The organism is Campylobacter sp. RM12647, assembly GCF_020138135.1.
In the GTDB taxonomy this organism is placed as follows: Bacteria; Campylobacterota; Campylobacteria; order Campylobacterales; family Campylobacteraceae; genus Campylobacter_E.
Window position 1 is genome coordinate 32,954 of record NZ_JACGAS010000005.1, and the last position, 25,851, is coordinate 58,804.

The window sequence follows — 25,851 nt, forward strand, 5'->3', positions numbered from 1 at the left end:
GTATTCTAGCCTTTAAAGATTATTTAACATCTACATCAAAATAAATTTCAACTTCTTCGTGAGTTTTCTTTCCGTGAAGTGCTGAGATTTGTTTATCAGTTGAAAGTGCTGTGAATGCTTCAGTTGTATTAAAATCAGTATTCATATTGATTACTCCTTTTACAACTAATTTACCATCAGCTACACTATAAGTCATTGGAATTTCTTTTGTAATGTCATTAAATGTGATTACACCTATAGCATTACCACTTGTTTCATCACCTTTTACATCTTTTAAACTAGCTTCAATTTTGCTATTTTTTAGATTTGCAATATAAGTTCTATGGATATTGTTTTCACGAATTTTATCTTTTGTATTTTCGTTAGCAAAATCCATACTTGCTTTAGTTCCGTTTAAAATATCTACAACAGAGCCGCTTGTTTTGCTAAATTCAAATTTAGCATCATCAATAACACCAGGAACACCTAATTTTTTTGTCATTTTAAAGCCAACAAAATGAGCTTTTACACTAGCTTCATCAATAGTAATTGCATAAGCACTTGAGCCTAAAATCGCAGTAGCGATAATTGAAGAAAATATCTTTTTCATTTTTTGTCCTTTTTTTTAAATTGAACCATTATTATACGATATTTTGTTAATCATTATCATTTCTAATAGAAAATTTTTATTAATTAAAATTTTATATATTTATGCAATTTTTTTAAGGAGAAAAAATGTTAAAACAAATTAAAAAGTTAGCTTTAGTGTTGCTTGTTAGTTCAAACTTATTTGCCTTAAGTGAAGGTGTAGAATACAATGTGCTTGAAAATCCAATTCCAAATTCTGATAATTCTTTAACAGAAATATGGTCTTATCAATGTTCGCATTGTTATTTACACCACAATCACAATACTTTAGGACTAATAAAAGAGCAATTAAAAGATTTAGATATTAGATTAATGATGGTAAAAACTTGGGGAAAATTTGGTCAAGAAATGGCTAATTTACTTGCATACGCACATTATCAAGATGAAAAAAATAAAATTAGTTTGATTGATAAAAATAGCCTATATGATAAAATTAGTAGCGTTTATTTTGTTGAAATGTTTAAAAATAAATCAACTTGGAATAATAATCCTGATGAATTTTATAAATCTGGTCTAAGTATTCTTGGAATTTCAAAGAAAAAATTAGAAAGCTTCTTGCAAAGCCCTGAAGGAAAATATTTGTTAAGCTCAACTGATATTGCAAATGAAATTGCTAATACTTACGGAACTCCAACTTTTATTGTAAATGGAAAATATGTAATCAATTTAGCTTATGCAAAATCTCCACAAATGCTTATAGATATGATAAACGAACTATCTAAAAAATAAGGATTTACTTAGGTAAATCCTAAATATTTCTAATACTTGTATTAAAAAGTAGTGAAATGTTGCATAAAATTATAAAACTATTACAATATTTATCTTATTATTTATCTTGGTTATGCGTAGTTGTTAGTTTGATTGAGCTTTTTATGGGCTTTAATTTTGCTTATTATTTTATATCTGCAATTTTGCTTTCTGCTATTTATGGAAGTATTAAAAAGAGATTAGATGAGATTAGATTTAATAAATACTTTTTAATAATTTTAGCTTTAGTATCTGCTTATAAATACTATGAATTTTTTATAAAAGAGCCAAATGATTTAATAGCAAAAATCATAAATGCTAATAAAACTTGCCTAGAAAATCAAAGATATTGCATAATAAATGAAGTTACTACAAAAGAACTCAACGCTGTATTACTAGATAAAAACAATGATGAAATTCTTAAATATCTAAAAGAATATGGATTTAGAAAAAATGAGAAAAATAATATGCTGTATTTTCAAGATACTATTTATAACAACCCAGTTGATATAGCAATAAAATTGCAAGATAATCAAATAAATAAAATATATTATAAAGCAGATAGAAAATAAATCTACTTTACACAAAATAAGCAAATCCTACTTATATACCTTATAATGAATTTCTTGGATTACTTTATCTTTATAAATTAAAGCTATGAAAATAGTCTTACCAAACACTACATTTTTATAACAAATATTAGCATTTTTATAACACCTTAGCATTTTAAATTCTTTAAAATATTCATAAACTTCATAAGGGCTTTTATCCTTTATATTTTTATTAAGTGCATTGATTAAATTAATATCATCTAATAAAAAATAATCATCAAAATTAATCTTTTTAGCCTTTATAATCTGCATTACAAGTTCATTTGGCTGTTTTAAAAAATAATCATAATATTTATAGGCACAAAATACTAGTAAGATAGCTAAAATAAGTGCTTGGTATTTAATTGTATTTTTACCAACTAATTTATAAATTATGAAAAATAAAATCGCATAAATAATGTCTAAAATAAAATCATTTTTTACATAAAGATTAAATAAAGCATTAGCTAAGGCAATAAACATTATATAAAATGAAAAATATTTTAAAACACTAAAAAATCTATCTTTTAAATATATTTCAAAGTTTTTTAATCTTTTAGAAATTATATAATAAAGCATAAAAGATAGGCTTAAAATTATCAAATAAATTATAAAATCCAAGTGATTATTAAAACTCAATGGATTTATATAGATTAAATAAAACAAAGCTAAAGCTACGAAAAAGAAAAACCAAGCTAGATAAAAAAGTATATTTTTTATAAATACAATAAAATCATTTTTAAAAGCCATATATTCTCGCATTATATTATTTTAGTTTTGAAATAATTTTATTGTAAATATAATTTATTGCAAGAGCTAAATACATATAAAACAAATTAATATTTAAAATAACTTCTTCTGAAAATATTTTATAAAATTGTTGATAATAAGTAATAAAAATAGCAATAGTTAAAAAGAATAAATAAATTGTCTTAACTCTAAAAAAATAACACACAATATGTATTATTAAAGATATAACTAATAAGCTAAAACTAGGAAAAATATTATAAAAAAGATACAATAATGCAACAATAAAAATCAAACTTATATACGCATATTCAATATTGATTTTATGTGAAATTTTATTTTTAAAACTAGCAAAAAACCACATATAAGGTAAAATGAAAAAATGAATAATTGTAAAAATTATGTTGAAAAATATATAGCTATCATTTGAGTTATGTGAAAATGCTTTAGTCAAAAGCCCTAAATCAACAGAATAATAAAGTGATAAATAAAACAAGAATAATAAAAATCTATAAATACTAATCTTCAAATAAGAAAATGGAAAAAACATAGCTTTAAAATAATCAAAATCTATTAAAGCTTTATTCTTGCTATTTAAATTAATAATAACCCAAGATATTAGCATATTAATATAGTTTTTCATTACTTGCCTTTTTTATTAAAATAAATCTTGTATATATTCTATTCCAAGAAATGGCTCGTATTCTATTACAATATATTTCGCTACAATACCATTGTCCGTTTCATTACTAACGAATGTTATATCATAATATTGACCTTTTATAATCTTCTTGCAAGAATAAACATTATTTTTAAATTTAATTTGTTTAAATCCACTATCTTCAAAATATTTTTTAGTATTATCTCTTATTTTTGTATTAACATAATCAAATAAATCTAAATCATTTTTTATCACATAGATATATCCGCCTTTCTTTCCATCTGTAAAATACCCTTTATTAGAACTTATAATCATTTTTATTAATTCATTTGGTTCTTTTATATGTGTTATATAAAATTGTGAAATTATTAGCAAAGTTGATAAAGTAATAAAAATATATAAAACTTTTTTAGAAGGTTTATAATCTCTTATAATCATTGATGTTAACAAATAAAGAAAAGCAAAAACTATCGTGCAAAGCAATAATATATCATTACAAACATTGATATAAATTAAAGATACAAGATGTATAAAAAAAATTATAAATAAAGCAAGAAAAATATTTTTCAAAATACCTATGATAAGTTTTAAAATATTAAAAATGTTACCAATACATTTCATAGTTTTACCTTTTTTGCTTGAATAGTATTTAAAATACATAAAAGACAATTAAAATTCTAATTTTTATTAATATAATTTATTTTATATTAAAATCTTCTCATTAAAAAGCTTGATATTTTTATAAAAGGATTTAAATGTTTTTAAAAGAGTTTTATTAACCCTAGCTTAGGTATTAATTAAGCTAGAGTTATTTGGAATTTTATTCCCATTCTATAGTTGCAGGTGGCTTACTAGAAATATCATAAACTACTCTATTAATTCCATTAACTTCGTTTATAATTCTTCTACTTACATTCTCTAATAATTCATAAGGTAAATGAGAAAATGTAGCTGTCATACCATCACTTGCATCAACTGCTCTTAAAGCTATTGCATTATCATAGGTTCTATTATCACCCATTACTCCAACGCTTCTTACATTTAACAATACGCAAAATGCTTGCCAAGTTTTATCATAATAACCATTTGCTTTAAGTTCTTGAATGAAAATATCATCAGCTTCTTTTAAGATATTTAGGCTTTCTTCATTTACTTCACCCATAATTCTAATTGCAAGTCCTGGACCTGGGAAAGGATGGCGATATACTAAGTCTTTAGTAAGACCTAATTCAAGTCCAAGCAATCTTACTTCGTCTTTAAATATTTCTTTTAAAGGTTCAACTAATTTTAAATTCATCTTTTCAGGTAAGCCACCTACATTGTGATGGCTCTTAATTGTTTTTGAGCTACCTACAACGCTACTTTCAATAATATCAGTATATAAAGTGCCTTGAGCTAAAAATTCAACACCTTCTTGTTTTTTTGCAAAATCTTCAAATATTTCAATAAAGGTATTTCCGATAATTTTACGCTTAGTTTCTGGGTCTGTTACACCTTTTAATTTTTTTAAGAAAATTTCTCTTGCATCAATTGTATTTAATTCTATTCCGAATTTTAATTTAAGCATACTTTCTACTTGCTCTTTTTCATTTTTTCTAAGTAATCCAGTATCAACAAAAACTAAAATAGTTTGTTCTTTAATAGCACTAGCAAGCAATGCAGCCACAACGCTACTATCTACACCACCACTAATTGCACAAAGAACTTTTTTATCTCCAACTTGCTCTTTAATCTTTTCAATTTGTGTCTTAGCAAATGAACCCATATTCCAAACGCTTTCGCAATTGCAAACATATTTTGCAAAGTTTTTAAGAATATTTTTACCAAATTCGCTATGTTGAACTTCAGGATGAAATTGTAAGGCATACATTTTTTTCTCATCATTACCATATACGCAAAATGGACTATTATCGCTAACAGCAATAGTTTTAAATCCTGCTGGTAAATTCTCAACCTTATCAGAATGGCTCATCCAAACCACTTGAGATTTAGGTAAGTTTTTAAATAAACAACTATCTTCTTGAATGCTAATTTTAGCTTTACCATATTCTTTATGTCCTGCAGGTGCAACAACTGCTCCAAAGTGATGAGCCATTAACTGCATTCCATAACAAATCCCTAAAATCGGCAAACCTAAATCAAAAATTTCTTTATCGCAAAAATAAGCATCATTTGCATAAACACTAGCAGGACCACCACTTAAAATAATACCTTTAGGCTCATAATTTTTAATATCATTTGCACTAATATTAAATGGTAAAATAAGTGTATAAACTCCTTGCTCTCTAAGTCTTCTAGCAATAAGTTGGGTGTATTGCGACCCAAAGTCAAGCACTAAAATATCTGCTTTTTCCATCAATTTCCTTTCCTAATATAAATCAAAATACTCAAATTGTAACCACCAAACAATAACACTTAGAACATAACCTAATAAAACAGTCCAAGCGTATTTCATATGTGAGCTAAAGGTATAAATTCCACGCATTTTACCCATTACTCCAACCCCAGCAGCAGAACCAAAACTAATTAATGAACCACCTATTCCAGCTGTTAAGGTTACCAAAAGCCAATCATCTATATTCATATTTGGATTTGCCTTTAAAACTGCACTCATAACAGGCACATTATCAACTACTGCACTTAAAAATCCAACTCCAATATTTGTGCTCATAACTCCAGCAAAATCATATAATCTTGAAGCATAAGCTAACCAACCTGCAAAATGAAGTGCTCCAACAGCTGCTAAAATACCGAAGAAAAATAACAATGTATCCATTTCAATTTTAGTCATATAAGCAAATATATTTATATCTCTTTTACCACGAGCGACATTAAATCTATAAGTATAAAGGCTTAAAAGTGATAAACCAAACATCATTCCCCACATAGCAGGTAAACCAAATAATGAGTGCATTAAAACTGCGCTAAGAATTGTTAAAGCACCTAATAAAATAATGATTTTCCCACCATCTTTAATATGTTCAATTTTTAAAGATTTCTCATCAAAACTAGGCTTTACATTTGGAACGAATTTGCTTAATAAAAATGCAGTTAGCCACCAACCAAGGAAACTAGCAGGAAATAATGCGAAAAAATCTATAAAAGGACTTTTACCAGCAGTCCAAACCATAAGAGTTGTAATATCTCCAAAAGGACTCCAAGCTCCACCTGCATTTGCAGCTACAACTATATTTATAGCACCAGGAACTAAAAATTCCTTTTTTTGATTATCAATTGTAAGTAAAACGGTTGAAAGAATTAAAGCTGTAGTTAAATTATCAGCAACAGGAGATATGAAAAATGCTAAAAGTCCAGTTAGCCAAAATAATTTTCTATAAGTATATCCCTTTGTTACAAGCTTATATTTTAAGGTATTAAATACATTACGCTCAATTAAAGCTTCAATATAAGTCATAGCAACCATTAAGAAAAACACTATTTCAGCAATCTCTTCTATTAAGTCTTTTACTTCGTGTTCTAATGGCTCTGTGCTTTTTCCGTTTATGCACAAATATAGCCCTAAAATAATAAACATTAAAGTCCCGATAAATATTGCAGGTTTTGTCTTGTTTATATGATATTTATCTTCAGCTGCGATAAAATAGTAACCGATGATAAATATCACTAAGCATAAAATTCCCGCCCATGAAAATGTAATTTCCATAAAAGCTCCTTTTTAAAAAATGATAGATATTATTTACTCTAATTCAACGAAGGGTAATTTTTGCGTTTGCATTGACTTGTTATTATAATAACTTGGGTCGCTTTTATACCCACAAGCAGAAAACAACAAGGTAGCAAGTAAAACAATATGGTGGAATTTAAAAACATTGAAAATATTCATAATATTCTTTCTTCTCATAATAAAAACCTTTTATTTTTAAAGATTAATAAGCAATTAAAATTATTTATTTTAAGTATGCCACCTGACCTTAAATATAAATTAACTCAAAAAGGTGTAGTTTGTGATGTATTTAAAAAATATAATAAAAATTGCTTTAGGATTAGAGTTTATCATCCGACTTTAGCACAAGATTTAAGAAATGATTCAACTATAAAAACATTAAAAGAACATATTAAAATATATAAAAGAATTAATCCAAAAGACGCTGCTATTTTAAATCTATTTGAAGAAGAAATTATAATTAATTCCAATGCTATTTTAAAAGCATATATTGATTATGAGAAATCAAAACAACCAAAAATATTTTTAAAAGACTTAATGTGTGAGAATTTTCAAAATCTAGCGATATATGAAGAACAAAAAATATTAATAAATAATCTAAAAGAAAGTATCAAAAAAACAAATGCAAAAATCAAATCTCTTAGACAAAATTAAATCATTACCAAATTCTTCTGGAGTTTATAGATATTATCATAATAATACCTTGCTTTATGTAGGTAAAGCAAAAGATTTAAAAAAAAGAGTTAAAAGCTATTTTGCCTTTACTCCAAGCCTTAGAGCAAATCCTAAAAACTCTCCTAGAATTATAAAATTAATTGAAGAAGCAAATAATTTAGAATATACCGCTACAAATAGTGAATTAGACGCACTGATTTTAGAAAATTCATTAATTAAACAAATGCGACCAAAATATAATATTTTATTAAGAGATGATAAGACTTATCCATATATTTGCTGTGATTTAAAAGAAGCTTATCCAAGATTTGAGATAACTAGAAAGGTTAAAAAAGACCCACTGACTAAATATTATGGGCCTTATGCTAGTGGGGCTAAGGATTTATTAGAAGCATTGTATTTATGTTATCCATTAAGACAAATGAAAAGCTGTAAAAAAAGATGTATATTTTATGATATGTCAAGATGTTTAGCTCCTTGTGAGTTTAGCGTTAAAGATGAATATGAAAATATCTTAAAACAAGCCCTACAAGCTCTAAAAAATCCAAAACAAATGCTACAAACTTTAAATGAAAAAATGTTTAGATATGCTGATAATGAAAACTACGAAGAAGCGGCAAAAATAAGAGATATGATAAATCATATAAAGAATTTAAATCAAGAAATTGAAGTGGATTTAGCAAAAGATGTTAGTTTTGATGTATTTGCAATAACCAATAATAATGAATTCTTATCAAGCACTAGATTAGTGATAAATCACGGAAAAGTAATAAGCGTAATAAATGAAAAAATATCTAATAAAGAAGGTGATTTTTTAACCCAATTAATACTAGCAAATTATAAAGAAGGAATAATTCCTATTAATATTTATATAGAAAATCACAATGAAAATATAGAACTCTTAGAAGAATACTTAAGCAATCTTGCAAATCATAAAGTAAATATAAAAATAGCAAAAACTTTAGAGATAAAAAAACTAATTCAATTAGCTAAAAACAATGCTTTAATAAATCTTGAAAAGACTGAAAATAATATAGCAAATAAATTAAAAAGCTTTTTTAATCTTAGCAATGCTCCTTATAATATTGAAGTATTTGATAATTCACATTTTCAAGGTCAAGCAATAATCGGAGCTTTAATTAGTTATGATGTGTTTTCTAATAGTTTTAATAAAAATAATTATAAAAGATTTAATCTTACTAGCAATAACGATTATGAACAAATGAGAGAAATGCTTACTAGAAGGATAAATTCTTTTGATAAATCAGTTTGTCCTGATTTATGGATTATAGATGGTGGAAAGGCTTTATTAGATTTAGCAAACGAGCTTTTAGCTCAAAACGAAATCAATTTAGATGTAATTGCAATTTCTAAAGAAAAATTAAATCATTTAGCACATAGAGCAAAAGGTGCTGCTAGGGATAAAATACATTTTAAGGATAAAGAATTTAATCTTAAAACAAGTGATGAAATATTGCAATTTATTCAAAAACTAAGAGATGAAGCGCATAGATTTGCAATTACTTGCCATCAAAACGCAAAAAGAAAACAAGATATAAAATCATCAAAATTAGAGCAAATTGGAATTTCAAAAGCTAGTATCGTAAAATTATTAAAATACTTTGAAAATTATGAAAATATATACAATGCAAGTTATGATGAAATAGCAAAAGTAACAAATAAAAATGTAGCAACGAAAATTAGCCAAATTATTAAGTAATCATTTAATTTAATAGACATAATTATGCTCTAAATTATATAAAGGATTGTTGTGTTCCCAAGCTTGTTTAATATATTATTATGTGCTATTTTAATAGCAAGTTTATTTATAGAAAACCTATTAAATCAAACAATTTTTACAATTATTCTAGCAATAATTTTGATATTTAATGCTGTTAGTTTTATGGCTGCATTAATTAGAAAAAAAAGTGCTAACCAAAAAATAAATATTTTAAAAGAAATTTTAAAAAGTTTAGGTGCTAATAGCGATAACTTAGATTTGAATAAGAATTTAAGATTAATCGTTGATGAGGTTGGTAAAATCAAACAAAAAATGATGGCGTTACAAAACCACAATGATTTTTTACAAAAGCATTTAACCGATAATGCAAAAAAATTAAAGAATATAAATGCCGTGTTATCTTATACAAATGATAAGAATTTAAATCAAATTAAAGAATTAATAGAAAAGCATAATGAAGATAATATTCAAAATATATACTCTTTAACAAAAACTACAATTACATACGAAACTAATTACGATAATTTTGATAATGAGTTAAATCCTAATTTTGCAAGTGCAAAAATAGCTATTTTAAATAATGATTTATTAGAAAACTTTTTGCTAGAAACATTACTAAATCAATACGGAATTAGTGTTGATTTTTATACAAAAATTAATGATTTTTCAAATTATGCCTGCGTTATAGCTGATGAAAATTTTAATTATAAAGAAAAAAATACAATTATCTTAAGTGAAAATTGCAATAAAGATAGTTTTTTAAAAAGACCTTTTAATAAAAATAAATTAAAAAATATTTTAGTAACAATACTAAATGATTATAAGAGTGATATGAATACAACAAATTATCAAAACGATGTATTAATATTGCTTAGTTCTGATATGCAAAGTGATTATTTATATCATATCGCAAATAAACACGCAAAATTGAATAAAAAAGTAGATAGTATAAGTTCATTTAAAGATGAACTAAAAAATAATTATAAAATCATTGCCATTGGATATGAGGCTATTTTATTTGATTATGAAAGTTTAGTTAGCAATATTAATCAAGTAAAAAGCGAAAATCCAAATACTTTTATAATGTTATTTTTAGGCAATAAACACGCTAAAAAGAATTTAGATTTTGCAGATTTGATTATTAAAGATGCTACAGAAACACAAATTGCAGAAGTAATGAAGAAATATTTATGATTAGATACTTGCTTTTTAAATACCTAAGATTTGATAAATCAATGCCATTTATTATGATTACTAAGCTACTTGCTTTTATCGGAGTAGCTTTAGGAGTTTGTGTTTTAATAATAACTATGGCAGTAATGAATGGAATGAATAAAAGCTTTATTGATAAATTACTTACTATGAATTATCCAATTACTTTATATCCTAAAACCACATTAATTGATGAAGAATTAATAAATGAATTAAGTAAAAATTATAAAATCAGTCCTTTTATTCAAACACAAGCCGCTATTAAATATGGTAATGAAATGAGAGGTGCTATAATTTTTGGGATTGATTTTGAAAAAGAAAAAGAAGTAAATAAAATTTTTAAAGATTATTATTTAAATTCTAATTTGAAATTTCCTGCAATTTTAGGCAATTTACTAGCTTCAAGATTAGAAGTTAATAAAGAAGATAAAATACATATAATTTTTACAAATCTTAATGCAAATGCTTTTAGTATTACACCTAATATAAAAAGTTTTTATGTAAATAATACTTTTCATTCAGGTCTAAATGCTTATGATTCATCATATGTATATGTAGATATTAAAGATTTACAAAAGGTATTAAAAAATAATGAGATTACAGGCATTCATATAGATACTAATAATGCTAAAGAAGAGATTTTAAAACTTAAAGAAAAATATAAAGATAATTATTATTTTATTGGTTGGTGGGAACAAAATGGCAATATTTTAAGTGCTATTGATTTAGAAAAAAAAGCATTATTTTTTATACTAATGATGATTGTAATTATTGCTAGTTTAAATATAATAACTTCATTATTTATGATAGTTTTAAATAGAAGAAGTGAAATAGCCCTACTTTTAGCATTGGGTGCAAGTAAAAGTGAGATTAAAAAATCATTTTTTGCTATTGGTTGTTTTATAGGTTTTACTGGTATTATTTTTGGAATTTTATTAGGATTTTTTGGACTTTGGATTTTAGATACATTTGATATTATTTCTTTACCAGCTGATGTTTATGGTAGTTCAAAATTACCTATTAACTTAAGTATAAGTGATTTTTGCTTTATTATTTTAGGTGCTAGTTTAGTAGTTGTATTATCATCTATTTATCCAGCCTATAAAGCAAGCAAAATTAATGTATTAAAAACTTTAAGAAATGATTAAAAGGAGCAACATGCAAATTTTTAAAAAAGAAGATATGAGAAAAGTTATTGATTTTTTTACAGCAAATATTTATAGATATTTTTATGATATAGATTTTGAATTTTGTCTTGCGTATATCAAAAGCCCAGATGAAGAGCATAGAAAAGTAATTGCTAGTATTTTAAGAAAAACAGATTGTGTGTTTGAGTTAAATAGTGGGATAATAATATTATTTTCTGGAACAAGCAAGGAAAAAACTCAAATTCTAAGTAATGAAATATATGATTTTTTAAACACAAAAGCAAGAGATTGTGTAGCTTTTTATCCTTATGATGGAGATAATTTTGATGATTTGATGATAAGACTTAATAATCTTACTACAAAAAACTATAAAGTAAATATTTTAGATGAATCAAACCAAGCACATAATTGATTTATTAAAGCAAGGAAGAAATGTATTTTTAACAGGTGGTGCAGGAGTTGGAAAATCCTACACCATAGAAAAAATCATAAAAAGTGAAGCTTTTAAAACAATAGTCTTAGCTAGTACTGCACTTGCTGCTATTAATATTGGCGGAGACACCGTTCATAGGTTTTTTAAATTACGCCTAGCTAAAAACATTAATGAATTAAAAACAAGCAAAGATGATTTAATTGCCTTAAACAAGTCTTTAACAAATATTGATTTGATAATAATTGATGAAATTTCAATGATTAGTAGTGATGTTTTTGATATGATTTATTCAAGGCTTTTTGGATATAGCAATATAAAATTATTAATAGTTGGAGATTTTTATCAACTTGAGCCTGTAAAATCTGATGGAAATTATGCTTTTTGCTCTAAATACTGGAATGAGTGCAATTTTAAAGTAATTGAGCTAATTACCCAACACAGAATGGAAGATAAGGAATTTTATGAAAACTTAAGAAGTGTTAGGATTGGTAATATAACTAATACTTGCATAGAGTATTTTAAAAAATACAAAATTCAAGATGATATAAATAATTATGATGATTATACAATTATTTGTGGGACTAACGAAGAAGCAAAGAATATAAATAATGCTAAACTTAAAAAAATTGATGATGAAGAATATGTTTTTAACTCAAGTATTAAAAAAAATACAGAATTAAACGAAGAACAAGAAAAAGAATTTAAACAATGGCTAAAAGCTCAACCAATTGAAGAAGAATTTATTTTTAAAATTGGAGCTAAAGTTATTTTTACTTATAATTCTGATAATTATTACAATGGAATGCAAGGAGAAATAATTGCGTGGGATAAAAGCGAACAAGAGCTAAAAATTAAATCTAATAGAATGATTTATTCTGTTTATCCTAAAGAATTTTTATATTTTAACGACCCTGAAATAGCTGCTAGTTATAGAATTAATCCAAGTTTGATTGATGCTAAGCCTGATGCTATATTAAAAGCATTTCCACTAAAATTATCATATGCTATTACCATACATAAAAGTCAAGGAATGAGTATTGATAAACTAATTTGCAAATGCGATAGAATTTTTGCACAAGGTCAGCTATATGTTGCATTATCAAGAAGTTCAAATCCTAATAATTTTAAAATTATTTTTAATGGAAGTGACAAATCGTATGAGAATTTGTTTAGATTAAAAGCAAAGACAAATCAAGTAGTAAAGACATTTTATCAATTTTGCGATAAGGAACAATTATGAAAAAAATAATGCTAATATTTTTTAGTATTTTTGCATTTGCAAATAGTATAGAAATTAATAATTTTGAGACCGATTTGTATTCAAAATCAAACGGGCTTAAAAAAATTACTTTAAGTTTAAAAATCATAGGAGATAATGTTAATAACGAAAATGATTATATACAAGATAGTATTAATATGGTGATTTCTAGCTATTATTACGAAGATTTATTTACAGAACTTGGTAAGGAAAATCTCAAAAAAACCATAATAAAATACGCAGGTAAAAAATACTCTGTAAATATTGATGATATATTAATCATAAATCTAAAAAGCAAAGATAGTGCAGAAGCAATAAAGGAGATATTAAAAGACGCAAATTTAATATAAAAATTAATAAATAAGTTCATAAATTTTAGAACTTATTTAAAATTATTATCATAAATTATTAGCTAAATCTTTATCTTGAGAGTATTTAATATAACCCAAAACAAAAGCTAAAATAATTATTAAAATTACGAAAAATAAAATATTTAAAAAAGAATTTAAAAAAACAATAGGAAATTTAATAAACAAAAAGCTCATATAATTAGTAAAAAAAGCTTCGTAAAAATCCACACATAAAAAATACAATAAAATAGCTGGCAATAAGCCTATTTTAAACATAGAAAAAATCTGATTTTTATTTTGTATATTTTTATATTCTATTTTTAAAAATTGTTGATAGGCTAGTTTGATTAAATACATAAATACAAATGATAAAAGAATTTGAATTGAAACATTTGAAGCAATATAATCAGACAAATATTTAAAAAACATCAAAAAAGACATATAAGAAATGATATATCCATCAATCTTAGAAATAACCTTTAGCATAATTTTTCCTTTTAATAGAATTTAAAATAAGAATTTTAAATTCTTATTTTAAATCTTATCTTACTGATATTTTATCAAATCATTAAACCCAGCTTCACTAAAGCCTTTTAGTCTTAATTGGCAAGATTCACATTTACCACAAGCTAAATCATTACTATCATAACAACTATAACTAAGCTCTAAAGGTGCTTTTAGGCTCATTCCAAGTTTTACTATTTCTGATTTTTTTAGCTTGATTAAAGGAGTAATTATTTTAATATCTTCTCCACTACCTTCTTTTATAAACGAAGCGGTTTTTTCAACGAAACCTAAAGTAGTATCAGGATAATTGCTAGAATCCTCACTAACTAAGCCTGTATAAATTGCACTAGCATTAAATCTTTGTGCAACAGCAGCAGCAATACTATAAAAAATCCCATTTCTAAAAGGCACATAAGTATTTGGCAATTCACCATTTTTACCTAATTCATCTTTTGGAATTTCTAAACTCATATCAGTTAAACTAGAGCCGCCAATTTGTTTGAAAAAATCCATATCCACAACTAATTTTTCTATATTATAAAACTTGCAAATTTCATTAAAAGCTTGTAATTCTCTTTGCTCTGTTCTTTGACTATAATTAAAATGAAGGGCTATTACTTTATAGCCTTCATTTATAGCACAAGCAGTGCTAACGCAGCTATCTAGCCCTCCACTTAAAATACTTATAGCGATTTTACTCACTTATATTCCTTTACAAATTCTGCGATTTTTTCTATACCTTCTATGATATTTTCCATTGAAGTTGCATAAGAAATTCTAAAATACCCACTCATTCCAAATCCACTTCCTGGCACGCAAGCTACTTTTTTATCATCTAAAAGCTTAGCACAAAACTCAACATCATCAGGATTAATACTAGAGCAATCAATAAATAAATAAAACGCCCCGCTAGGTTTTACGCTTAATTTAAGCCCATTAATGCTATTAATCATTTTACAAGCCTTATCTCTTCTTTTTTTGAATTCTTTTTTCATCATCTCAATATCTTTATCAATCTCTCCAACTAAAGCAGGAACTGCAGCAGCTTGAGTTATGCTACAAATATTACTTGTGCATTGACCTTGAAGATTTTTCATTAATTTATTTAATTCTTTATTTTTACTAGCACTATAACCAAATCTATATCCTGGCATTGCAGCACATTTGCTAAGTCCATTTATTGTAACCGTGCGTTTTAGTGCATCTTCGCTTAAACTTGCAAACGCTACAAATTCTCCATCATAAACTAATTTTTCATACATTTCATCAGCTAATACAACAATACTAGTGCCTTCTAAAACTTTAGCTAATGCCATTAATTCATCTTTTGAATATAAAGCTCCACTAGGATTACTAGGATTATTTAATATTAATATTTTCGTCTTAGGTGTAATTGCAGCTTTTAATTCATCAGCACTGATTTTAAAATCTTTTTTAGGAGTTACAATCACAGGAACTCCACCTGAATACTTAACTTGTTCTGGATAAGTTACCCAATAAGGAGCTGGGATTATTACTTCATCACCATCACAAACAAGTGCTTGAATTGCATTAAACAAACTATGTTTAGCTCCAACATTTGCTATTACTTCACTTATCTCATAATCTAAATTATGGTCTTTTTTAAGCTTAGTGCAAATTGCTTTTAAAACTTCAGTAGTTCCAGATACTGGAGTGTATTTTCCGCATCCATCATTTATCGCTTTAATAGCTGCATTTTTTACAACTTGCGGAGTATCAAAATCAGGCTCTCCTGCACTAAAACTAATAACTCTTACACCTTGTTCTTTTAGTAATTTTGCTTTAGCTGTAATTGCTAAAGTTATTGATTCTTCTAAACCTTTAATTTTTTCTGAAAATTGCATATTCTCTCCTTTTAAATTTTCTTTAAATATCCATTATCGTGCATAAATATGAAAAGCTCACCTAAAATATGTTTTTTAGTTTTTTCATTTATTAATTCCGAAGAATTTATTTTATCTTGAATTTTTTCATCAATTTCACGAATATCGTAGTCTAAATCTTCTAAAATATCCCTAATTGATTGACTTTCAATAATACTTTCAATCTCATAACCTTTATCATCAATATCAATACTAACTTGAGTTGGATGGGTAAATAAATTATGCTTCATTCCTAATACTTCTTGATAAGCACCAACTAAGAAAAATCCTAAGAAATAATCTTCTTGTTCTACATCAACATCGTGTAAAAATAAAGGACGCTTAGCAGCATCAAATGATATTTCTCCATCACTATCACAAGTTATATCCCAAATACTAGCTGATCTTGTTGGTTGAGTATCTAATCTATCAAGTGGCATTATAGGAAATTCTTGCCCTAAGCCCCAAAAATCTGGCAAACTTTGAAACATTGAAAAATTGACCAAATATCTTTCTTGAACTTCTTTTTGAGTTCTTAATAAATGTTTTGGACTTAGCATAGAAACTGCTTTTTTACCTATTAGATGAACCAATATTTCGGCATTTGAGCGGTCTTGTAAATCTACATATCCTAAGTCAAATAAGGTTAAAATACTATCTAAATGGTCATAACTATCGTGCATATATTCTACTGCATTGCTTGGCTTTATATTTTTGTATAAATCGCATAATTCATCTATTAATTGCGGGTTTTTTTCTTTTAACTGCATTTTGCTTTCTGAATATTCTTGAGAAAATAGTTCAAGAACAGGTGCTACTAATACTGCGTGAGAACCGCTTACAAAACGACCACTTTCTATATAAATATTTGGCTCTATTTCTTGTTTTTGTGCTGCAAGAGTTTTTAGAATAAATACAATATCATTTGCATATTCACTTAAAGTATAGTTTCTTTGAGAAGTCTTTTGAAATTGTGAATACTCAATTGCTAAACCACCACCAATATCAATATTTTCAAGGTTATTTGCACCCATTTTGCGTAATTCAAAATAAATATTTCCTGCTTCGCTTAAAGCTTTTTTTAAAGGATGTATTTCATTAATTTGTGAGCCTATATGAAAATGTATCATAGTAAAACAATCTAATAAATCATTTTCTTTTAAAAGCCCTACTGCTTCTATTAATTCAGTTGATGTTAGACCAAATTTTGAATTAATCCCACCACTTTTAGCCCAAGTGCCACTACCTAAAGAATGTAGCCTTACTCTAAGACCGATTTTTGGTTTTATCCCAAAACGCTCTTTTGCTGTTTTGATAATTACTTCAAGCTCATTAATACCTTCAATAGTTAAAGTTATGTTATGCCCCATTTCAGCAGCGATAAAGCCCATTGTTATTAGTTCTTTATCTTTAAAGCCATTAACAGTTATTGGAGCATTTTCGTTGTTATAAGCCATAGCTAATAATAATTCTCCTTTACTACCAGCTTCAAGACCATAATTTAGATTTTTACCAAGTTTTACAAGACTTTTTACAAAACCAGGAAATTGATTGACTTTTAGTGGATAAACAGCATTAAAACTACCACGATAATCAAATTCTTTAATGGCATTATTAAAATTTATATAGATTTGTTCTATTTGTTTTTTAATTAAATGATTAAATCTTAAAATTATAGGACCTTTATATCCATCATCTAAAAGAGTATTTACTATATCAATAATGGCAGGTTCGCTTCCATATTTTAAACATACCTTGCCATTTTTAATGATAAAATTATCATCTCCCCAAATATCTATGCCATAATCATTCATAAAATTTCCTTTAATTCATCGTATTTTATACTTTTTTGTTCGCCACTTTCTAAATCTTTAAAAAATACTTCATTTTTACTAGCTTCATCACTACCAATTGCAATAAAGTATTTATAGTTTTGTTTATTCGCTATATTTAAATGTTTCGCTAATTTTTTTGCTTCGTAATTTAGATTAATTGTTTTTCCGTTTTCTCTTAAATTATCAACTAATTTATAAGCAATTGGCAATAATTCTTCATCTAATATACAAAAATAAGTATTTTGTAATTTTTGCTCTATATTTTTACTTCTTAAAATATCCATAACACGCTCAACACCCATAGCAAATCCAACGCCATAGCTTTTAGCTCCGCCTAAATACTCAACCAAATAATCATATCTTCCACCACCAGCTATTGCAGCCTTTGCACCTATTTCGCTACTTTCAAACTCAAATGCTGTTTTTGAATAATAATCAAGCCCGCGAACCAATCTTTCATCAATTACAAAACTAATCTCATTATCTTTTAAAATCTCTTGTAATTTAATAAAATCAGCCCTACTCTCATCATCTAAAAACTCACTTAATTTAGGAGCGTTTATTAAGTGTTTAGCACATTCATCGTTTTTACAATCTAATACTCTAATAACATTAGTTTGTGTTCTTTTAGCACAATCAGCACAGAATTTAAAACCAGAACTATTTTCAATGTTTGCAATATATTCTCTTAATGCTTTTCTATAGTTTTGAAGGCATTCAGGCGAGCCTAAAGAATTGATTTTTAAAGTATAATTAATATCAAGTTTTTTAAAGATTTTAGCAAGTATCATAATCACACTAGCGTCTTCATAAACATTAGCTATATTAAAACACTCTAAGCCAAATTGATGAAATTCTCTATAACGACCTCTTTGTGGTTTTTCATAGCGAAACATTGAGCCGTGATAAAACCATCTTTTAACAACTCCAGCTTTATCCATCTTATGTTCAATAAAAGCTCTTACAACCCCAGCAGTTCCTTCAGGTCTAAGACATACACTATCCCCGCTTTTATCTAAAAACTCATACATTTCTTTACCAACTATATCGCTACTTTCTCCTACGCTTCTTTTAAAAAGCGGAGTAACTTCTAAATGTGGCACTTCAATATAGCTATAACCATAAGTTTTTGCTACTTCTTCACAAGTTTTTATAATCTTTTCGTAAATTAACGCATCATCATCTAATAAATCATTCATTCCTTTAATTGCATGTATCATTTATATACTCCTTAATCATTGTATTTATTTTATCTATACTAAGACTTGCATCTATTGTAAAAACTTTTAAATTTAAAGCCTTAAAAATCGCTTCATAATTTTCTTGAACTTTTAAAAAATATTCTACGCCTTTTTGCTCTATTTTATCAAGGCTTTTATTATTTAATCTACTTTCTAATAATTCCTTACTGCCTTTAAAAAATATTATATGATTAGGTAAAACATTATTAGTTGCAAATAAATTAAAATCCAATAATTGTTTGTAATCACTATCAACTTCATAAGCTAAATGAGAAAACAAACTCCTATCAGCTATAATAAATTCTTTAGTAAAATCAATTTTTGAAAATAATTCAGCCCTATCAGCTAAAAACAAAAACATTCTAGCCTTTTTACTCATTTCTTCATTTAAAATCAATTCTCTTAATTTTATTCCTAAAGTAGTTTCGCCTGGTTCTTTTACAAAAATCGGCTGGAATTTAAAATAAGAATTTGGTAATTCTTGTAAAAGCTTAATTTGAGTGCTTTTGCCTAGAGTATCAATTCCTTCAAAAGCGTAATAATTCATTTTAAATCCTTTAAAATACTAGATGGAACTAATTTTGAAATATCTCCACCATGAGCTTTAATGCTTCTTACAATTGAGCTTGAAATAAAGGCATTTTTAAGGCTTGGCATTAAATAAATAGTGTCTATTTCTTCGTTTAATTCAGCATTTGCATAGTGCATTTGTAACTCGTATTCAAAATCACTCACAGCCCTTAAACCCCTTACAATGGTATATATTTTTTGCTCTTTTGCAAAATCTACTAATAAATTGTCAAACCCTATTACTTCTACATTCAATCCATTTGTTGCATTTTTTACTAAATTAATCCTAGTTTCTAAATCATAATCAGGCTTTTTTTTATCATTTTTAGCAACTGCTATTATTAATTTATCAAAAATTTTTAAAGCCCTTTTTATTACATCTAAATGCCCATTTGTTATCGGATCAAATGTGCCTGGATAAATTGCTTTTTTCATTCGCTTTTCCATCTTTTAAATTTTTTATATTCAACTCCAAGCAAATCACACCATTTACCTATTACAAATTCTTTAAAAGAACTCTTAGAATATTTAGCGTAAATTGCAGGGGCTATTATACAGCCTAATTTATTTAATTTTAAAATATTTTTAAGCATTAATTCATTTAATGGCATTTCTCTTGGAGCTATTATGATTTTTCTATTTTCTTTAAGATTTACGGTAAAACTTCTTAGAATTAAAGTATCACTAAAACCATAACTAGCCTTTGCTAAAAAATCACTACTAGCATAATAAAACGCTGCATCAAGCTTAAAACTCCCACTTGATACAGGTGCAGCTAAATCATCATTTTTTAAAAGAGTAATATTTGTATTTTTAATGTATTTTTTCAATTTTTTATTATTTTCTTCTTTTAAAACCTTTAAAGCACCTTTACTAAGGATTAAATATACTTCATTTTCTTTGCTTAATACCTTAGCTAATTTTAAAGCCAAATTAACTCCACTAGCTCCATTAATCGCTACTAAAAATCTCATTTTATTAAGACCTGTTTTTCATTAATTATTTCGCCAGTTAGATTGTGTCCTTGAGTGTTTTTAAGGCGAATTCTTTGACCTTTTACTCCACTTTGCAAGGCTATTAAATCAACAAACACACTTAAATCTCCATCATCTAAAATCCCAACTACACTATCATCTTTATTAATTAAATAATTTGGCATTAGCATAGAGGTTTTTATAATACTACCTGCTCTTGCTTTGCTTTTAAACTTAATACTATTATCAAGTGTTCTTAAAGCATTATAAGGTAATTTTGAAAAATCAATTTTTTCACTTTTTAAATCAAATAGCCCTATTTCTTCATCTTTTAAAACATCTTTTTTTAAAACATAAACCTTAGTAAGAGCTTGTAATTTAAAAGATATTTGCATATCTTTATCATTGCAATTTGCTTTAAAAAATCCTTGTTTGCTAAGATTTGGATATGTAATAATTTTGCAATTATTAATATTAGGATTAAAACTAAGACTTTTTATTTCTAAAAATTCATCTTGTTTTTTCCAATGTTTTAATAATTCATCGCTTAAATTATTAGCAAACAAAACCCCACTTAATACAAATAAACTAAATACTTTGTTCATAAACTCTTACTTTATCGTTTTGTTTAATATCACAATCAATAGGACAAATTATGTAATGAGTGCATTTATTTAATGGAGTAATTTGTCCGCTACTAAGTTTTGCATTATTAAACGGAACAAAAGTATCATTTATAATATTTCCAATAACTACATTTTCTTTATTATTTTTAATCTTTAAATCCATTGATATAGGATATAAAAAGCTTGGCTTTTCATATATAATTCCTTGCATTTTATAAATTAAAGCTCTTGCATAAATTAAAGCCCCAATATAAGCGCTCATAGGATTACCCGGTAAAACCAAAATATATTTATTATCTTTAAAATATAAGCTAACAGGACCTGCAGGTTTCATTTTTACCTTAGTAAAAATAGGTTTAAAACCTAGTTCATCTAAAGCTTTTTTGATAAAGTCAGCATCACCTACACTTGCAGCTCCGATACTTACAACTAAATCAAAATTATCTAAAGCACCTTTTAAAGAATTTAAAACAAACTCATATTCATCTTTTAAAACCCCTAAATAATAAGGTTTAGAAAAACTCTTAAAAGCAGAATAAATTCCATAAGCATTAGAATTATAAACACCAAATCCATTTGAATAAGGCTCAATAATCTCAAGACCACTTGCAAAAATACCAACTTTTATTTCTTTAATAACTTCAATATTAAAAACTCCATTACTAGCTAAAATCATAATAATCTCATCAGTAATTACGCCTTTTTTGATAATCAATTCGCCTTTTTTGTATTCTTCGCCTTCATATCTTATAGCTTCACCTACTTTTAAATTATCACTTGTAGCATACATTAAATCATCTTTAATAATAGAGTTTTCAACCATTAAAACACTATCAGCACCCTTTGGCACTCTTGCACCTGTCATAATCTTTACACATTCGCCACTTTTAATCTCGCATTCACTCATATCTCCTGCAAAAATAGTCTTTAAAACTTTAAGACCATTTTTAAACTCACTAGCCTTTAAAGCATAGCCATCCATTGCAGAATTTGTAAATAAAGGAGCGTTACATTTAGCATAAAAATCATTCGCTAAAACTCTTCCTTTTGCATCAAATAAATTAACAATTTCGGTGCTTTGAGTGTGATTAAGTGATTTTATATTTTCTAATGCTTCATTAATTGTCATTCTTCTTCCTTTAATTCAACTAATTTCGCACCTAATTTACTTAATTTCTCACACAAATTCTCATATCCACGCTCTAAATGATAAATTCTATGAATATTAGTAGTCCCATTTGCAGCAAGTGCAGCTAAAATTAATGCAGAACTAGCCCTTAAATCAGTTGCCATCACTTCAGCACCTTGTAAATTAGAAGTCTTAACATTAGCAATATGTCCATTTAGCTTGATATTTGCACCCATACGATTTAGCTCACTTACATGCATAAAACGATTTTCAAATAATCTTTCATCAATAATACTTTCTCCATTTGCCTTAAGACATAAAGCCATAAATTGAGCTTGCATATCAGTAGGAAAGCCTGGATATTCGCTAGTTTTGATATTTGCTGCTTTATAATCGCTTGAATATACTTTAATACTATTTTTTAAAGTTTCGTATTTAATCCCCATTTCATCAAATTTTGATAATAATGCACCTAAATGCTCTGGAATTATATTTTTAACTTCTATATTTGATTTTGTAATAGCACCTGCACAAAGATATGTTCCTGCTTCAATTCTATCAGGAATAATTTCGCAAGTAAAATCAGTATTTAATTTGGTTACTCCTGTGATTTCAATAGTATTTGTCCCTATACCTTTTATATTAACACCTGCTTTTACTAAAAACTCACATAAATTAACGATTTCAGGCTCACAAGCTGCATTTATTATAGTAGTTACACCTTTAGCATAAACTGCTGCTAAAATTGTATTTTCAGTAGCACCAACAGAAATTTTATCAAAATGTATTTTAGCTCCAACCAACTCTCCACTAGCTTTTACATAGCCATCAACTAATTCAATATTAGCACCCATTTTCTCTAAAGCACTTAAGTGCATATCAATTGGGCGTTGTCCTATAGCACAGCCACCTGGTAAAGATACTTCGCAAATTTTAAATCTACTAAGCAAAGGTCCTAAAACCAATATGCTAGCACGCATTTTGCGAACAATATCATAAAGTGCTTTTGTATTAAATACATTACTTGAATCAATTGTAACGCTATGATTGTTTAGTTCATATGTAGCTCCTAAATTCTCAAGCAATCTTAACATGGTCTTAATATCTGATACTAAAGGAAGATTTGTTAAAGTGCATTTTCCTTTAATAAGTAAAGCAGCAGCAAGTAATGGTAAAGCTGCATTTTTAGCTCCACTAATTTCTACGCTACCACTTAATTTTGCATTACCTTCTATTTTTAAATATTTCATTCATTATCCTTTTGTATGTGAAAACCTGCCCAAGTTTGAGTAACAGGCATTAATTCTATTCTATTTATATTTACATGGTCTTTTAAATTAATAATACTAATAACTGTATCAGCAATATCTTCTGCATCAAGGTATTTTGTATTTTCATAAACTTTATCAGCTGCAATTTTATCGCCTTTAAAACGCACTTCGCTAAATTCTGTCTTACATAATCCTGGTGCAATATCAGTAATTTTTATATTATTTTTTCTTACATCATTTCTTAATGCGTGACTAAATTGACCCACAAAAGCTTTAGTTCCTGCATATACATTACCACCAAAATAAGGATTATTAGCAGCAACTGAACCAAAATTAAATATGTGTCCGCCGTTTTCAAGCATTCTTGGTAAAATCAAATGAGTTACATATAAAAGCCCTTTTATATTAGTATCAACCATAGTTTCAATATCTGCTAAATCTAATTTATAAAACTCTCCTAAACCTAATGCTAATCCTGCTGAATTAACTAAAACATCAATTTTATTAAAATCATTAGGCAAATTATTTACAACATTTTTTAAAGCATTTATATCTCTTACATCAGCTTCTGCTATATATACATTATTTTTAAATTCATTTTCAAATTCTAATAATTTTTCCTTGCGTCTTGCAAGAACTACTACTTTATAATTATTCTTTAAAAGTCTTTTAGCAATCGCTTTTCCAAAACCACTACTAGCACCTGTTACAAACGCTGTTTTCATTGTTCTTTCTCCTTTAATCCTAATTTTTTTAAATACTCAATATTTTCTTTATTGTTATAAATCATCGCATAATCTAGTGCATTTAATCCAAAATTATCGCTTATCGTATAATCAGCCTTATTTTCTATAAGCAATTTTAAGGTATTTAAATTCGCTAAAGACGCTGCGTGTATTACTAAAGTCTTTGCAGGATGAATGTAAGAGCAAAAAGAAATATAATAAGGAAGATTTGTTTTTAGCTCTTCTTCACTATCAATTTGTTGTAAATTAAGATTAGCCCCATATTTCATAAGTAATTTTATAGTTTTAATATCGCTGATTTCAACTGCATAAAAAATCGCACTTTTACCAAGAGCATTTACATAATTAACATTAGCTTTGTTTTCTAATAAATATTCTAATGCTTCATAATAATCAAGTGCATAAAAAATCGCACTCTCATAACCTGAATTAATATTTGTATTATTTTTAGCTAAAAACTCTATTATTTTCATATCTTTTTTAGCTAATAAAGCTATTTTTAATAAAAAATCTAACTGATAATAATTTGGGCTAATTTCGTTAAGATATGCAATGCTATCTTCTGGATTTTCTATCTTTAAAAATTCAATATAAATATCATCAAGCTTAATAAATTTATTAATAGAGCCAAAAGCTCTCATTCCTAGCCTTTGAGTGAAATTCTCACAAGATTTTTGATAATTTTTAGAAGAAAGCTTTATAAAATGCTCCTTGTTATTGCTACAAAAATTATTTATTTCATTATTAAACTCATCAAATAATCTTTTATTGCCAATGCTTTGATAAGCCCAATATTGAAAATAATCATAATATTTATCATAATCTTTTATAGGATTTTGATAAATATTTTTATCATTATAAGCTTTATTTAGCTCATCTATATAATTATTTAAATTTACAAAATAATCATGTCCGTTACACTCAACATTTCTTCCGCTAATTGTCTCGGCTAATTTAAATAACTTTTCATCACTTAATTCCTTTGAAAAAACAAAAGCACTAATTAATAAAAATACAATCTTTTTCAATACAAATCCTGATAATTTAATAGCCCTAACTTTAACATTTTTAAATAATTATTTGGTATTTTTTCGCACTAGTTTTAAATAAAAAATATAATTAAGTTTGTGCTAAATCAATATATATTCTTAATACTAAAATATAAAAATTACGCTTTTTTAAAGAAATTAATATT

General features: G+C 26.3%; 29 protein-coding genes. 9 read left to right on the top strand and 20 right to left on the bottom strand.

The genetic code is table 11. The features are described 5' to 3' along the window. Positions 1-19: 19 nt before the first annotated feature. The gene (locus AVBRAN12647_RS03130; protein ID WP_336614684.1) at positions 20-589 is read right to left on the bottom strand and encodes a hypothetical protein; all 570 of its coding nucleotides are present in this window, start codon (positions 587-589) and stop codon (positions 20-22) included. A gap of 125 nt (positions 590-714) precedes the next feature. Here AVBRAN12647_RS03130 and AVBRAN12647_RS03135 point away from each other — a divergent pair, with 125 nt between their 5' ends. Both AVBRAN12647_RS03135 and AVBRAN12647_RS03140 read left to right on the top strand, forming a co-directional pair. Continuing rightward, positions 715-1,356: a thioredoxin domain-containing protein gene (locus tag AVBRAN12647_RS03135; RefSeq protein WP_214117544.1), complete on the top strand. Its 642-nt coding sequence runs from the start codon at positions 715-717 to the stop codon at positions 1,354-1,356. 56 nt (positions 1,357-1,412) lie between these two features. Continuing rightward, on the top strand, positions 1,413-1,946 hold the full coding sequence (locus tag AVBRAN12647_RS03140; protein ID WP_336614685.1) for a hypothetical protein: 534 nt from the start codon (positions 1,413-1,415) through the stop codon (positions 1,944-1,946). A 27-nt stretch (positions 1,947-1,973) separates the two neighbouring features. Here the strand turns inward: AVBRAN12647_RS03140 and AVBRAN12647_RS03145 are convergent, their stop codons facing one another. The 6 genes from AVBRAN12647_RS03145 to AVBRAN12647_RS03170 all read right to left on the bottom strand — a co-directional run bounded on the left by AVBRAN12647_RS03145 (position 1,974) and on the right by AVBRAN12647_RS03170 (position 7,234). Further along, positions 1,974-2,714, bottom strand: a complete 741-nt coding sequence (locus tag AVBRAN12647_RS03145; RefSeq protein WP_336614686.1) for a hypothetical protein — start codon at positions 2,712-2,714, stop codon at positions 1,974-1,976. Between the two features lie 16 nt (positions 2,715-2,730). Beyond that, on the bottom strand, positions 2,731-3,354 hold the full coding sequence (locus tag AVBRAN12647_RS03150) for a hypothetical protein (protein WP_336614687.1): 624 nt from the start codon (positions 3,352-3,354) through the stop codon (positions 2,731-2,733). 15 nt (positions 3,355-3,369) lie between these two features. Further along, positions 3,370-3,687: a hypothetical protein gene (locus AVBRAN12647_RS03155; protein ID WP_336609519.1), complete on the bottom strand. Its 318-nt coding sequence runs from the start codon at positions 3,685-3,687 to the stop codon at positions 3,370-3,372. 505 nt (positions 3,688-4,192) lie between these two features. Next, positions 4,193-5,728, bottom strand: coding sequence for a glutamine-hydrolyzing GMP synthase (gene guaA / locus AVBRAN12647_RS03160; RefSeq protein ID WP_214117549.1), 1,536 nt, complete (start codon positions 5,726-5,728; stop codon positions 4,193-4,195). 12 nt (positions 5,729-5,740) lie between these two features. Then, positions 5,741-7,036, bottom strand: coding sequence for a sodium:proton antiporter NhaD (nhaD, locus tag AVBRAN12647_RS03165; RefSeq protein WP_336614688.1), 1,296 nt, complete (start codon positions 7,034-7,036; stop codon positions 5,741-5,743). 33 nt (positions 7,037-7,069) lie between these two features. Beyond that, entirely contained in the window at positions 7,070-7,234 is a 165-nt protein-coding gene (locus tag AVBRAN12647_RS03170) for a hypothetical protein (RefSeq protein WP_336614689.1), read from the bottom strand. A 57-nt stretch (positions 7,235-7,291) separates the two neighbouring features. Between AVBRAN12647_RS03170 and AVBRAN12647_RS03175 the strand changes: the two genes are divergently transcribed. Genes AVBRAN12647_RS03175 through AVBRAN12647_RS03205 form a run of 7 tightly spaced genes read left to right on the top strand, consistent with a single transcriptional unit; the run spans position 7,292 to position 13,874 of the window. Next, complete coding sequence (locus AVBRAN12647_RS03175; RefSeq protein WP_336614690.1) at positions 7,292-7,711, top strand: hypothetical protein; 420 nt, start codon at positions 7,292-7,294, stop codon at positions 7,709-7,711. Next, on the top strand, positions 7,680-9,452 hold the full coding sequence (gene uvrC / locus AVBRAN12647_RS03180) for an excinuclease ABC subunit UvrC (RefSeq protein WP_336614691.1): 1,773 nt from the start codon (positions 7,680-7,682) through the stop codon (positions 9,450-9,452). The genes AVBRAN12647_RS03175 and uvrC overlap by 32 nt, the downstream gene beginning before the upstream one ends. A gap of 51 nt (positions 9,453-9,503) precedes the next feature. Next, a complete protein-coding gene (locus AVBRAN12647_RS03185) occupies positions 9,504-10,667 on the top strand; it encodes a hypothetical protein (RefSeq protein WP_336614692.1) in 1,164 nt (387 codons plus the stop codon). After that, a complete protein-coding gene (locus tag AVBRAN12647_RS03190; protein ID WP_336614693.1) occupies positions 10,664-11,833 on the top strand; it encodes an ABC transporter permease in 1,170 nt (389 codons plus the stop codon). The genes AVBRAN12647_RS03185 and AVBRAN12647_RS03190 overlap by 4 nt, the downstream gene beginning before the upstream one ends. Before the next feature lie 10 nt (positions 11,834-11,843). After that, complete coding sequence (locus AVBRAN12647_RS03195) at positions 11,844-12,245, top strand: hypothetical protein (protein WP_336614694.1); 402 nt, start codon at positions 11,844-11,846, stop codon at positions 12,243-12,245. After that, on the top strand, positions 12,220-13,506 hold the full coding sequence (locus AVBRAN12647_RS03200) for an ATP-dependent DNA helicase (RefSeq protein ID WP_336614695.1): 1,287 nt from the start codon (positions 12,220-12,222) through the stop codon (positions 13,504-13,506). The genes AVBRAN12647_RS03195 and AVBRAN12647_RS03200 overlap by 26 nt, the downstream gene beginning before the upstream one ends. Next, positions 13,503-13,874: a flagellar basal body-associated FliL family protein gene (locus AVBRAN12647_RS03205; RefSeq protein WP_214117557.1), complete on the top strand. Its 372-nt coding sequence runs from the start codon at positions 13,503-13,505 to the stop codon at positions 13,872-13,874. Before AVBRAN12647_RS03200 ends, AVBRAN12647_RS03205 begins: the two co-directional genes overlap by 4 nt. Positions 13,875-13,922: 48 nt before the next feature. Here AVBRAN12647_RS03205 and AVBRAN12647_RS03210 read toward each other — a convergent pair whose 3' ends face one another. From AVBRAN12647_RS03210 to AVBRAN12647_RS03270, 13 genes are read right to left on the bottom strand one after another with little or no spacing between them, the layout of a single operon-like run. Beyond that, a complete protein-coding gene (locus AVBRAN12647_RS03210; RefSeq protein WP_214117558.1) occupies positions 13,923-14,360 on the bottom strand; it encodes a hypothetical protein in 438 nt (145 codons plus the stop codon). A 60-nt stretch (positions 14,361-14,420) separates the two neighbouring features. Then, positions 14,421-15,083, bottom strand: a complete 663-nt coding sequence (queC, locus tag AVBRAN12647_RS03215; protein ID WP_336614696.1) for a 7-cyano-7-deazaguanine synthase QueC — start codon at positions 15,081-15,083, stop codon at positions 14,421-14,423. Continuing rightward, positions 15,080-16,246: a pyridoxal phosphate-dependent aminotransferase gene (locus AVBRAN12647_RS03220; RefSeq protein ID WP_336614697.1), complete on the bottom strand. Its 1,167-nt coding sequence runs from the start codon at positions 16,244-16,246 to the stop codon at positions 15,080-15,082. The genes queC and AVBRAN12647_RS03220 overlap by 4 nt, the downstream gene beginning before the upstream one ends. Before the next feature lie 11 nt (positions 16,247-16,257). Continuing rightward, positions 16,258-18,078, bottom strand: coding sequence for a biosynthetic arginine decarboxylase (speA, locus tag AVBRAN12647_RS03225; RefSeq protein WP_214117561.1), 1,821 nt, complete (start codon positions 18,076-18,078; stop codon positions 16,258-16,260). After that, on the bottom strand, positions 18,075-19,319 hold the full coding sequence (hisS, locus tag AVBRAN12647_RS03230) for a histidine--tRNA ligase (RefSeq protein WP_239803704.1): 1,245 nt from the start codon (positions 19,317-19,319) through the stop codon (positions 18,075-18,077). Before hisS ends, speA begins: the two co-directional genes overlap by 4 nt. Then, positions 19,303-19,887 carry a dTMP kinase gene (gene tmk / locus AVBRAN12647_RS03235; RefSeq protein WP_214117563.1) on the bottom strand — a complete coding sequence of 195 codons (585 nt, stop codon included), beginning with the start codon at positions 19,885-19,887 and terminating at the stop codon, positions 19,303-19,305. The genes hisS and tmk overlap by 17 nt, the downstream gene beginning before the upstream one ends. Next, positions 19,884-20,345, bottom strand: a complete 462-nt coding sequence (gene coaD / locus AVBRAN12647_RS03240; RefSeq protein WP_239803706.1) for a pantetheine-phosphate adenylyltransferase — start codon at positions 20,343-20,345, stop codon at positions 19,884-19,886. The genes tmk and coaD overlap by 4 nt, the downstream gene beginning before the upstream one ends. Then, the gene (locus AVBRAN12647_RS03245; protein WP_239803707.1) at positions 20,342-20,884 is read right to left on the bottom strand and encodes a UbiX family flavin prenyltransferase; all 543 of its coding nucleotides are present in this window, start codon (positions 20,882-20,884) and stop codon (positions 20,342-20,344) included. Before AVBRAN12647_RS03245 ends, coaD begins: the two co-directional genes overlap by 4 nt. Next, positions 20,881-21,489, bottom strand: a complete 609-nt coding sequence (flgA, locus tag AVBRAN12647_RS03250; protein WP_336614698.1) for a flagellar basal body P-ring formation chaperone FlgA — start codon at positions 21,487-21,489, stop codon at positions 20,881-20,883. The genes AVBRAN12647_RS03245 and flgA overlap by 4 nt, the downstream gene beginning before the upstream one ends. Further along, positions 21,473-22,639, bottom strand: a complete 1,167-nt coding sequence (locus AVBRAN12647_RS03255; RefSeq protein ID WP_336613965.1) for a molybdopterin molybdotransferase MoeA — start codon at positions 22,637-22,639, stop codon at positions 21,473-21,475. The genes flgA and AVBRAN12647_RS03255 overlap by 17 nt, the downstream gene beginning before the upstream one ends. Next, positions 22,636-23,889, bottom strand: coding sequence for a UDP-N-acetylglucosamine 1-carboxyvinyltransferase (gene murA, locus AVBRAN12647_RS03260; protein ID WP_214117568.1), 1,254 nt, complete (start codon positions 23,887-23,889; stop codon positions 22,636-22,638). The genes AVBRAN12647_RS03255 and murA overlap by 4 nt, the downstream gene beginning before the upstream one ends. After that, positions 23,886-24,635 carry an SDR family NAD(P)-dependent oxidoreductase gene (locus tag AVBRAN12647_RS03265; RefSeq protein WP_214149954.1) on the bottom strand — a complete coding sequence of 250 codons (750 nt, stop codon included), beginning with the start codon at positions 24,633-24,635 and terminating at the stop codon, positions 23,886-23,888. The genes murA and AVBRAN12647_RS03265 overlap by 4 nt, the downstream gene beginning before the upstream one ends. After that, positions 24,632-25,684, bottom strand: a complete 1,053-nt coding sequence (locus AVBRAN12647_RS03270) for an ankyrin repeat domain-containing protein (protein ID WP_336607148.1) — start codon at positions 25,682-25,684, stop codon at positions 24,632-24,634. Before AVBRAN12647_RS03270 ends, AVBRAN12647_RS03265 begins: the two co-directional genes overlap by 4 nt. Between the last annotated feature and the right edge of the window lie 167 nt (positions 25,685-25,851).

Coding starts and splice junctions, on each gene's coding strand:
- guaA (WP_214117549.1), bottom strand. CDS start 5,728: ATGGAAAAAGCAGATATTTTAGTGCTTGACTTTGGGTCGCAATACACC.
- AVBRAN12647_RS03155 (WP_336609519.1), bottom strand. CDS start 3,687: ATGATTATAAGTTCTAATAAAGGGTATTTTACAGATGGAAAGAAAGGC.
- AVBRAN12647_RS03245 (WP_239803707.1), bottom strand. CDS start 20,884: ATGAGATTTTTAGTAGCGATTAATGGAGCTAGTGGAGTTAATTTGGCT.
- speA (WP_214117561.1), bottom strand. CDS start 18,078: ATGAATGATTATGGCATAGATATTTGGGGAGATGATAATTTTATCATT.
- murA (WP_214117568.1), bottom strand. CDS start 23,889: ATGAAATATTTAAAAATAGAAGGTAATGCAAAATTAAGTGGTAGCGTA.
- AVBRAN12647_RS03205 (WP_214117557.1), top strand. CDS start 13,503: ATGAAAAAAATAATGCTAATATTTTTTAGTATTTTTGCATTTGCAAAT.
- tmk (WP_214117563.1), bottom strand. CDS start 19,887: ATGAATTATTACGCTTTTGAAGGAATTGATACTCTAGGCAAAAGCACT.
- AVBRAN12647_RS03190 (WP_336614693.1), top strand. CDS start 10,664: ATGATTAGATACTTGCTTTTTAAATACCTAAGATTTGATAAATCAATG.
- hisS (WP_239803704.1), bottom strand. CDS start 19,319: ATGATACATGCAATTAAAGGAATGAATGATTTATTAGATGATGATGCG.
- AVBRAN12647_RS03220 (WP_336614697.1), bottom strand. CDS start 16,246: ATGCAATTTTCAGAAAAAATTAAAGGTTTAGAAGAATCAATAACTTTA.
- AVBRAN12647_RS03175 (WP_336614690.1), top strand. CDS start 7,292: ATGCCACCTGACCTTAAATATAAATTAACTCAAAAAGGTGTAGTTTGT.
- coaD (WP_239803706.1), bottom strand. CDS start 20,345: ATGAAAAAAGCAATTTATCCAGGCACATTTGATCCGATAACAAATGGG.
- AVBRAN12647_RS03200 (WP_336614695.1), top strand. CDS start 12,220: ATGAATCAAACCAAGCACATAATTGATTTATTAAAGCAAGGAAGAAAT.
- AVBRAN12647_RS03170 (WP_336614689.1), bottom strand. CDS start 7,234: ATGAGAAGAAAGAATATTATGAATATTTTCAATGTTTTTAAATTCCAC.
- uvrC (WP_336614691.1), top strand. CDS start 7,680: ATGCAAAAATCAAATCTCTTAGACAAAATTAAATCATTACCAAATTCT.
- AVBRAN12647_RS03135 (WP_214117544.1), top strand. CDS start 715: ATGTTAAAACAAATTAAAAAGTTAGCTTTAGTGTTGCTTGTTAGTTCA.
- AVBRAN12647_RS03145 (WP_336614686.1), bottom strand. CDS start 2,714: ATGGCTTTTAAAAATGATTTTATTGTATTTATAAAAAATATACTTTTT.
- AVBRAN12647_RS03255 (WP_336613965.1), bottom strand. CDS start 22,639: ATGACAATTAATGAAGCATTAGAAAATATAAAATCACTTAATCACACT.
- AVBRAN12647_RS03150 (WP_336614687.1), bottom strand. CDS start 3,354: ATGAAAAACTATATTAATATGCTAATATCTTGGGTTATTATTAATTTA.
- AVBRAN12647_RS03265 (WP_214149954.1), bottom strand. CDS start 24,635: ATGAAAACAGCGTTTGTAACAGGTGCTAGTAGTGGTTTTGGAAAAGCG.
- nhaD (WP_336614688.1), bottom strand. CDS start 7,036: ATGGAAATTACATTTTCATGGGCGGGAATTTTATGCTTAGTGATATTT.
- AVBRAN12647_RS03210 (WP_214117558.1), bottom strand. CDS start 14,360: ATGCTAAAGGTTATTTCTAAGATTGATGGATATATCATTTCTTATATG.
- AVBRAN12647_RS03195 (WP_336614694.1), top strand. CDS start 11,844: ATGCAAATTTTTAAAAAAGAAGATATGAGAAAAGTTATTGATTTTTTT.
- flgA (WP_336614698.1), bottom strand. CDS start 21,489: ATGAACAAAGTATTTAGTTTATTTGTATTAAGTGGGGTTTTGTTTGCT.
- AVBRAN12647_RS03140 (WP_336614685.1), top strand. CDS start 1,413: ATGTTGCATAAAATTATAAAACTATTACAATATTTATCTTATTATTTA.
- AVBRAN12647_RS03130 (WP_336614684.1), bottom strand. CDS start 589: ATGAAAAAGATATTTTCTTCAATTATCGCTACTGCGATTTTAGGCTCA.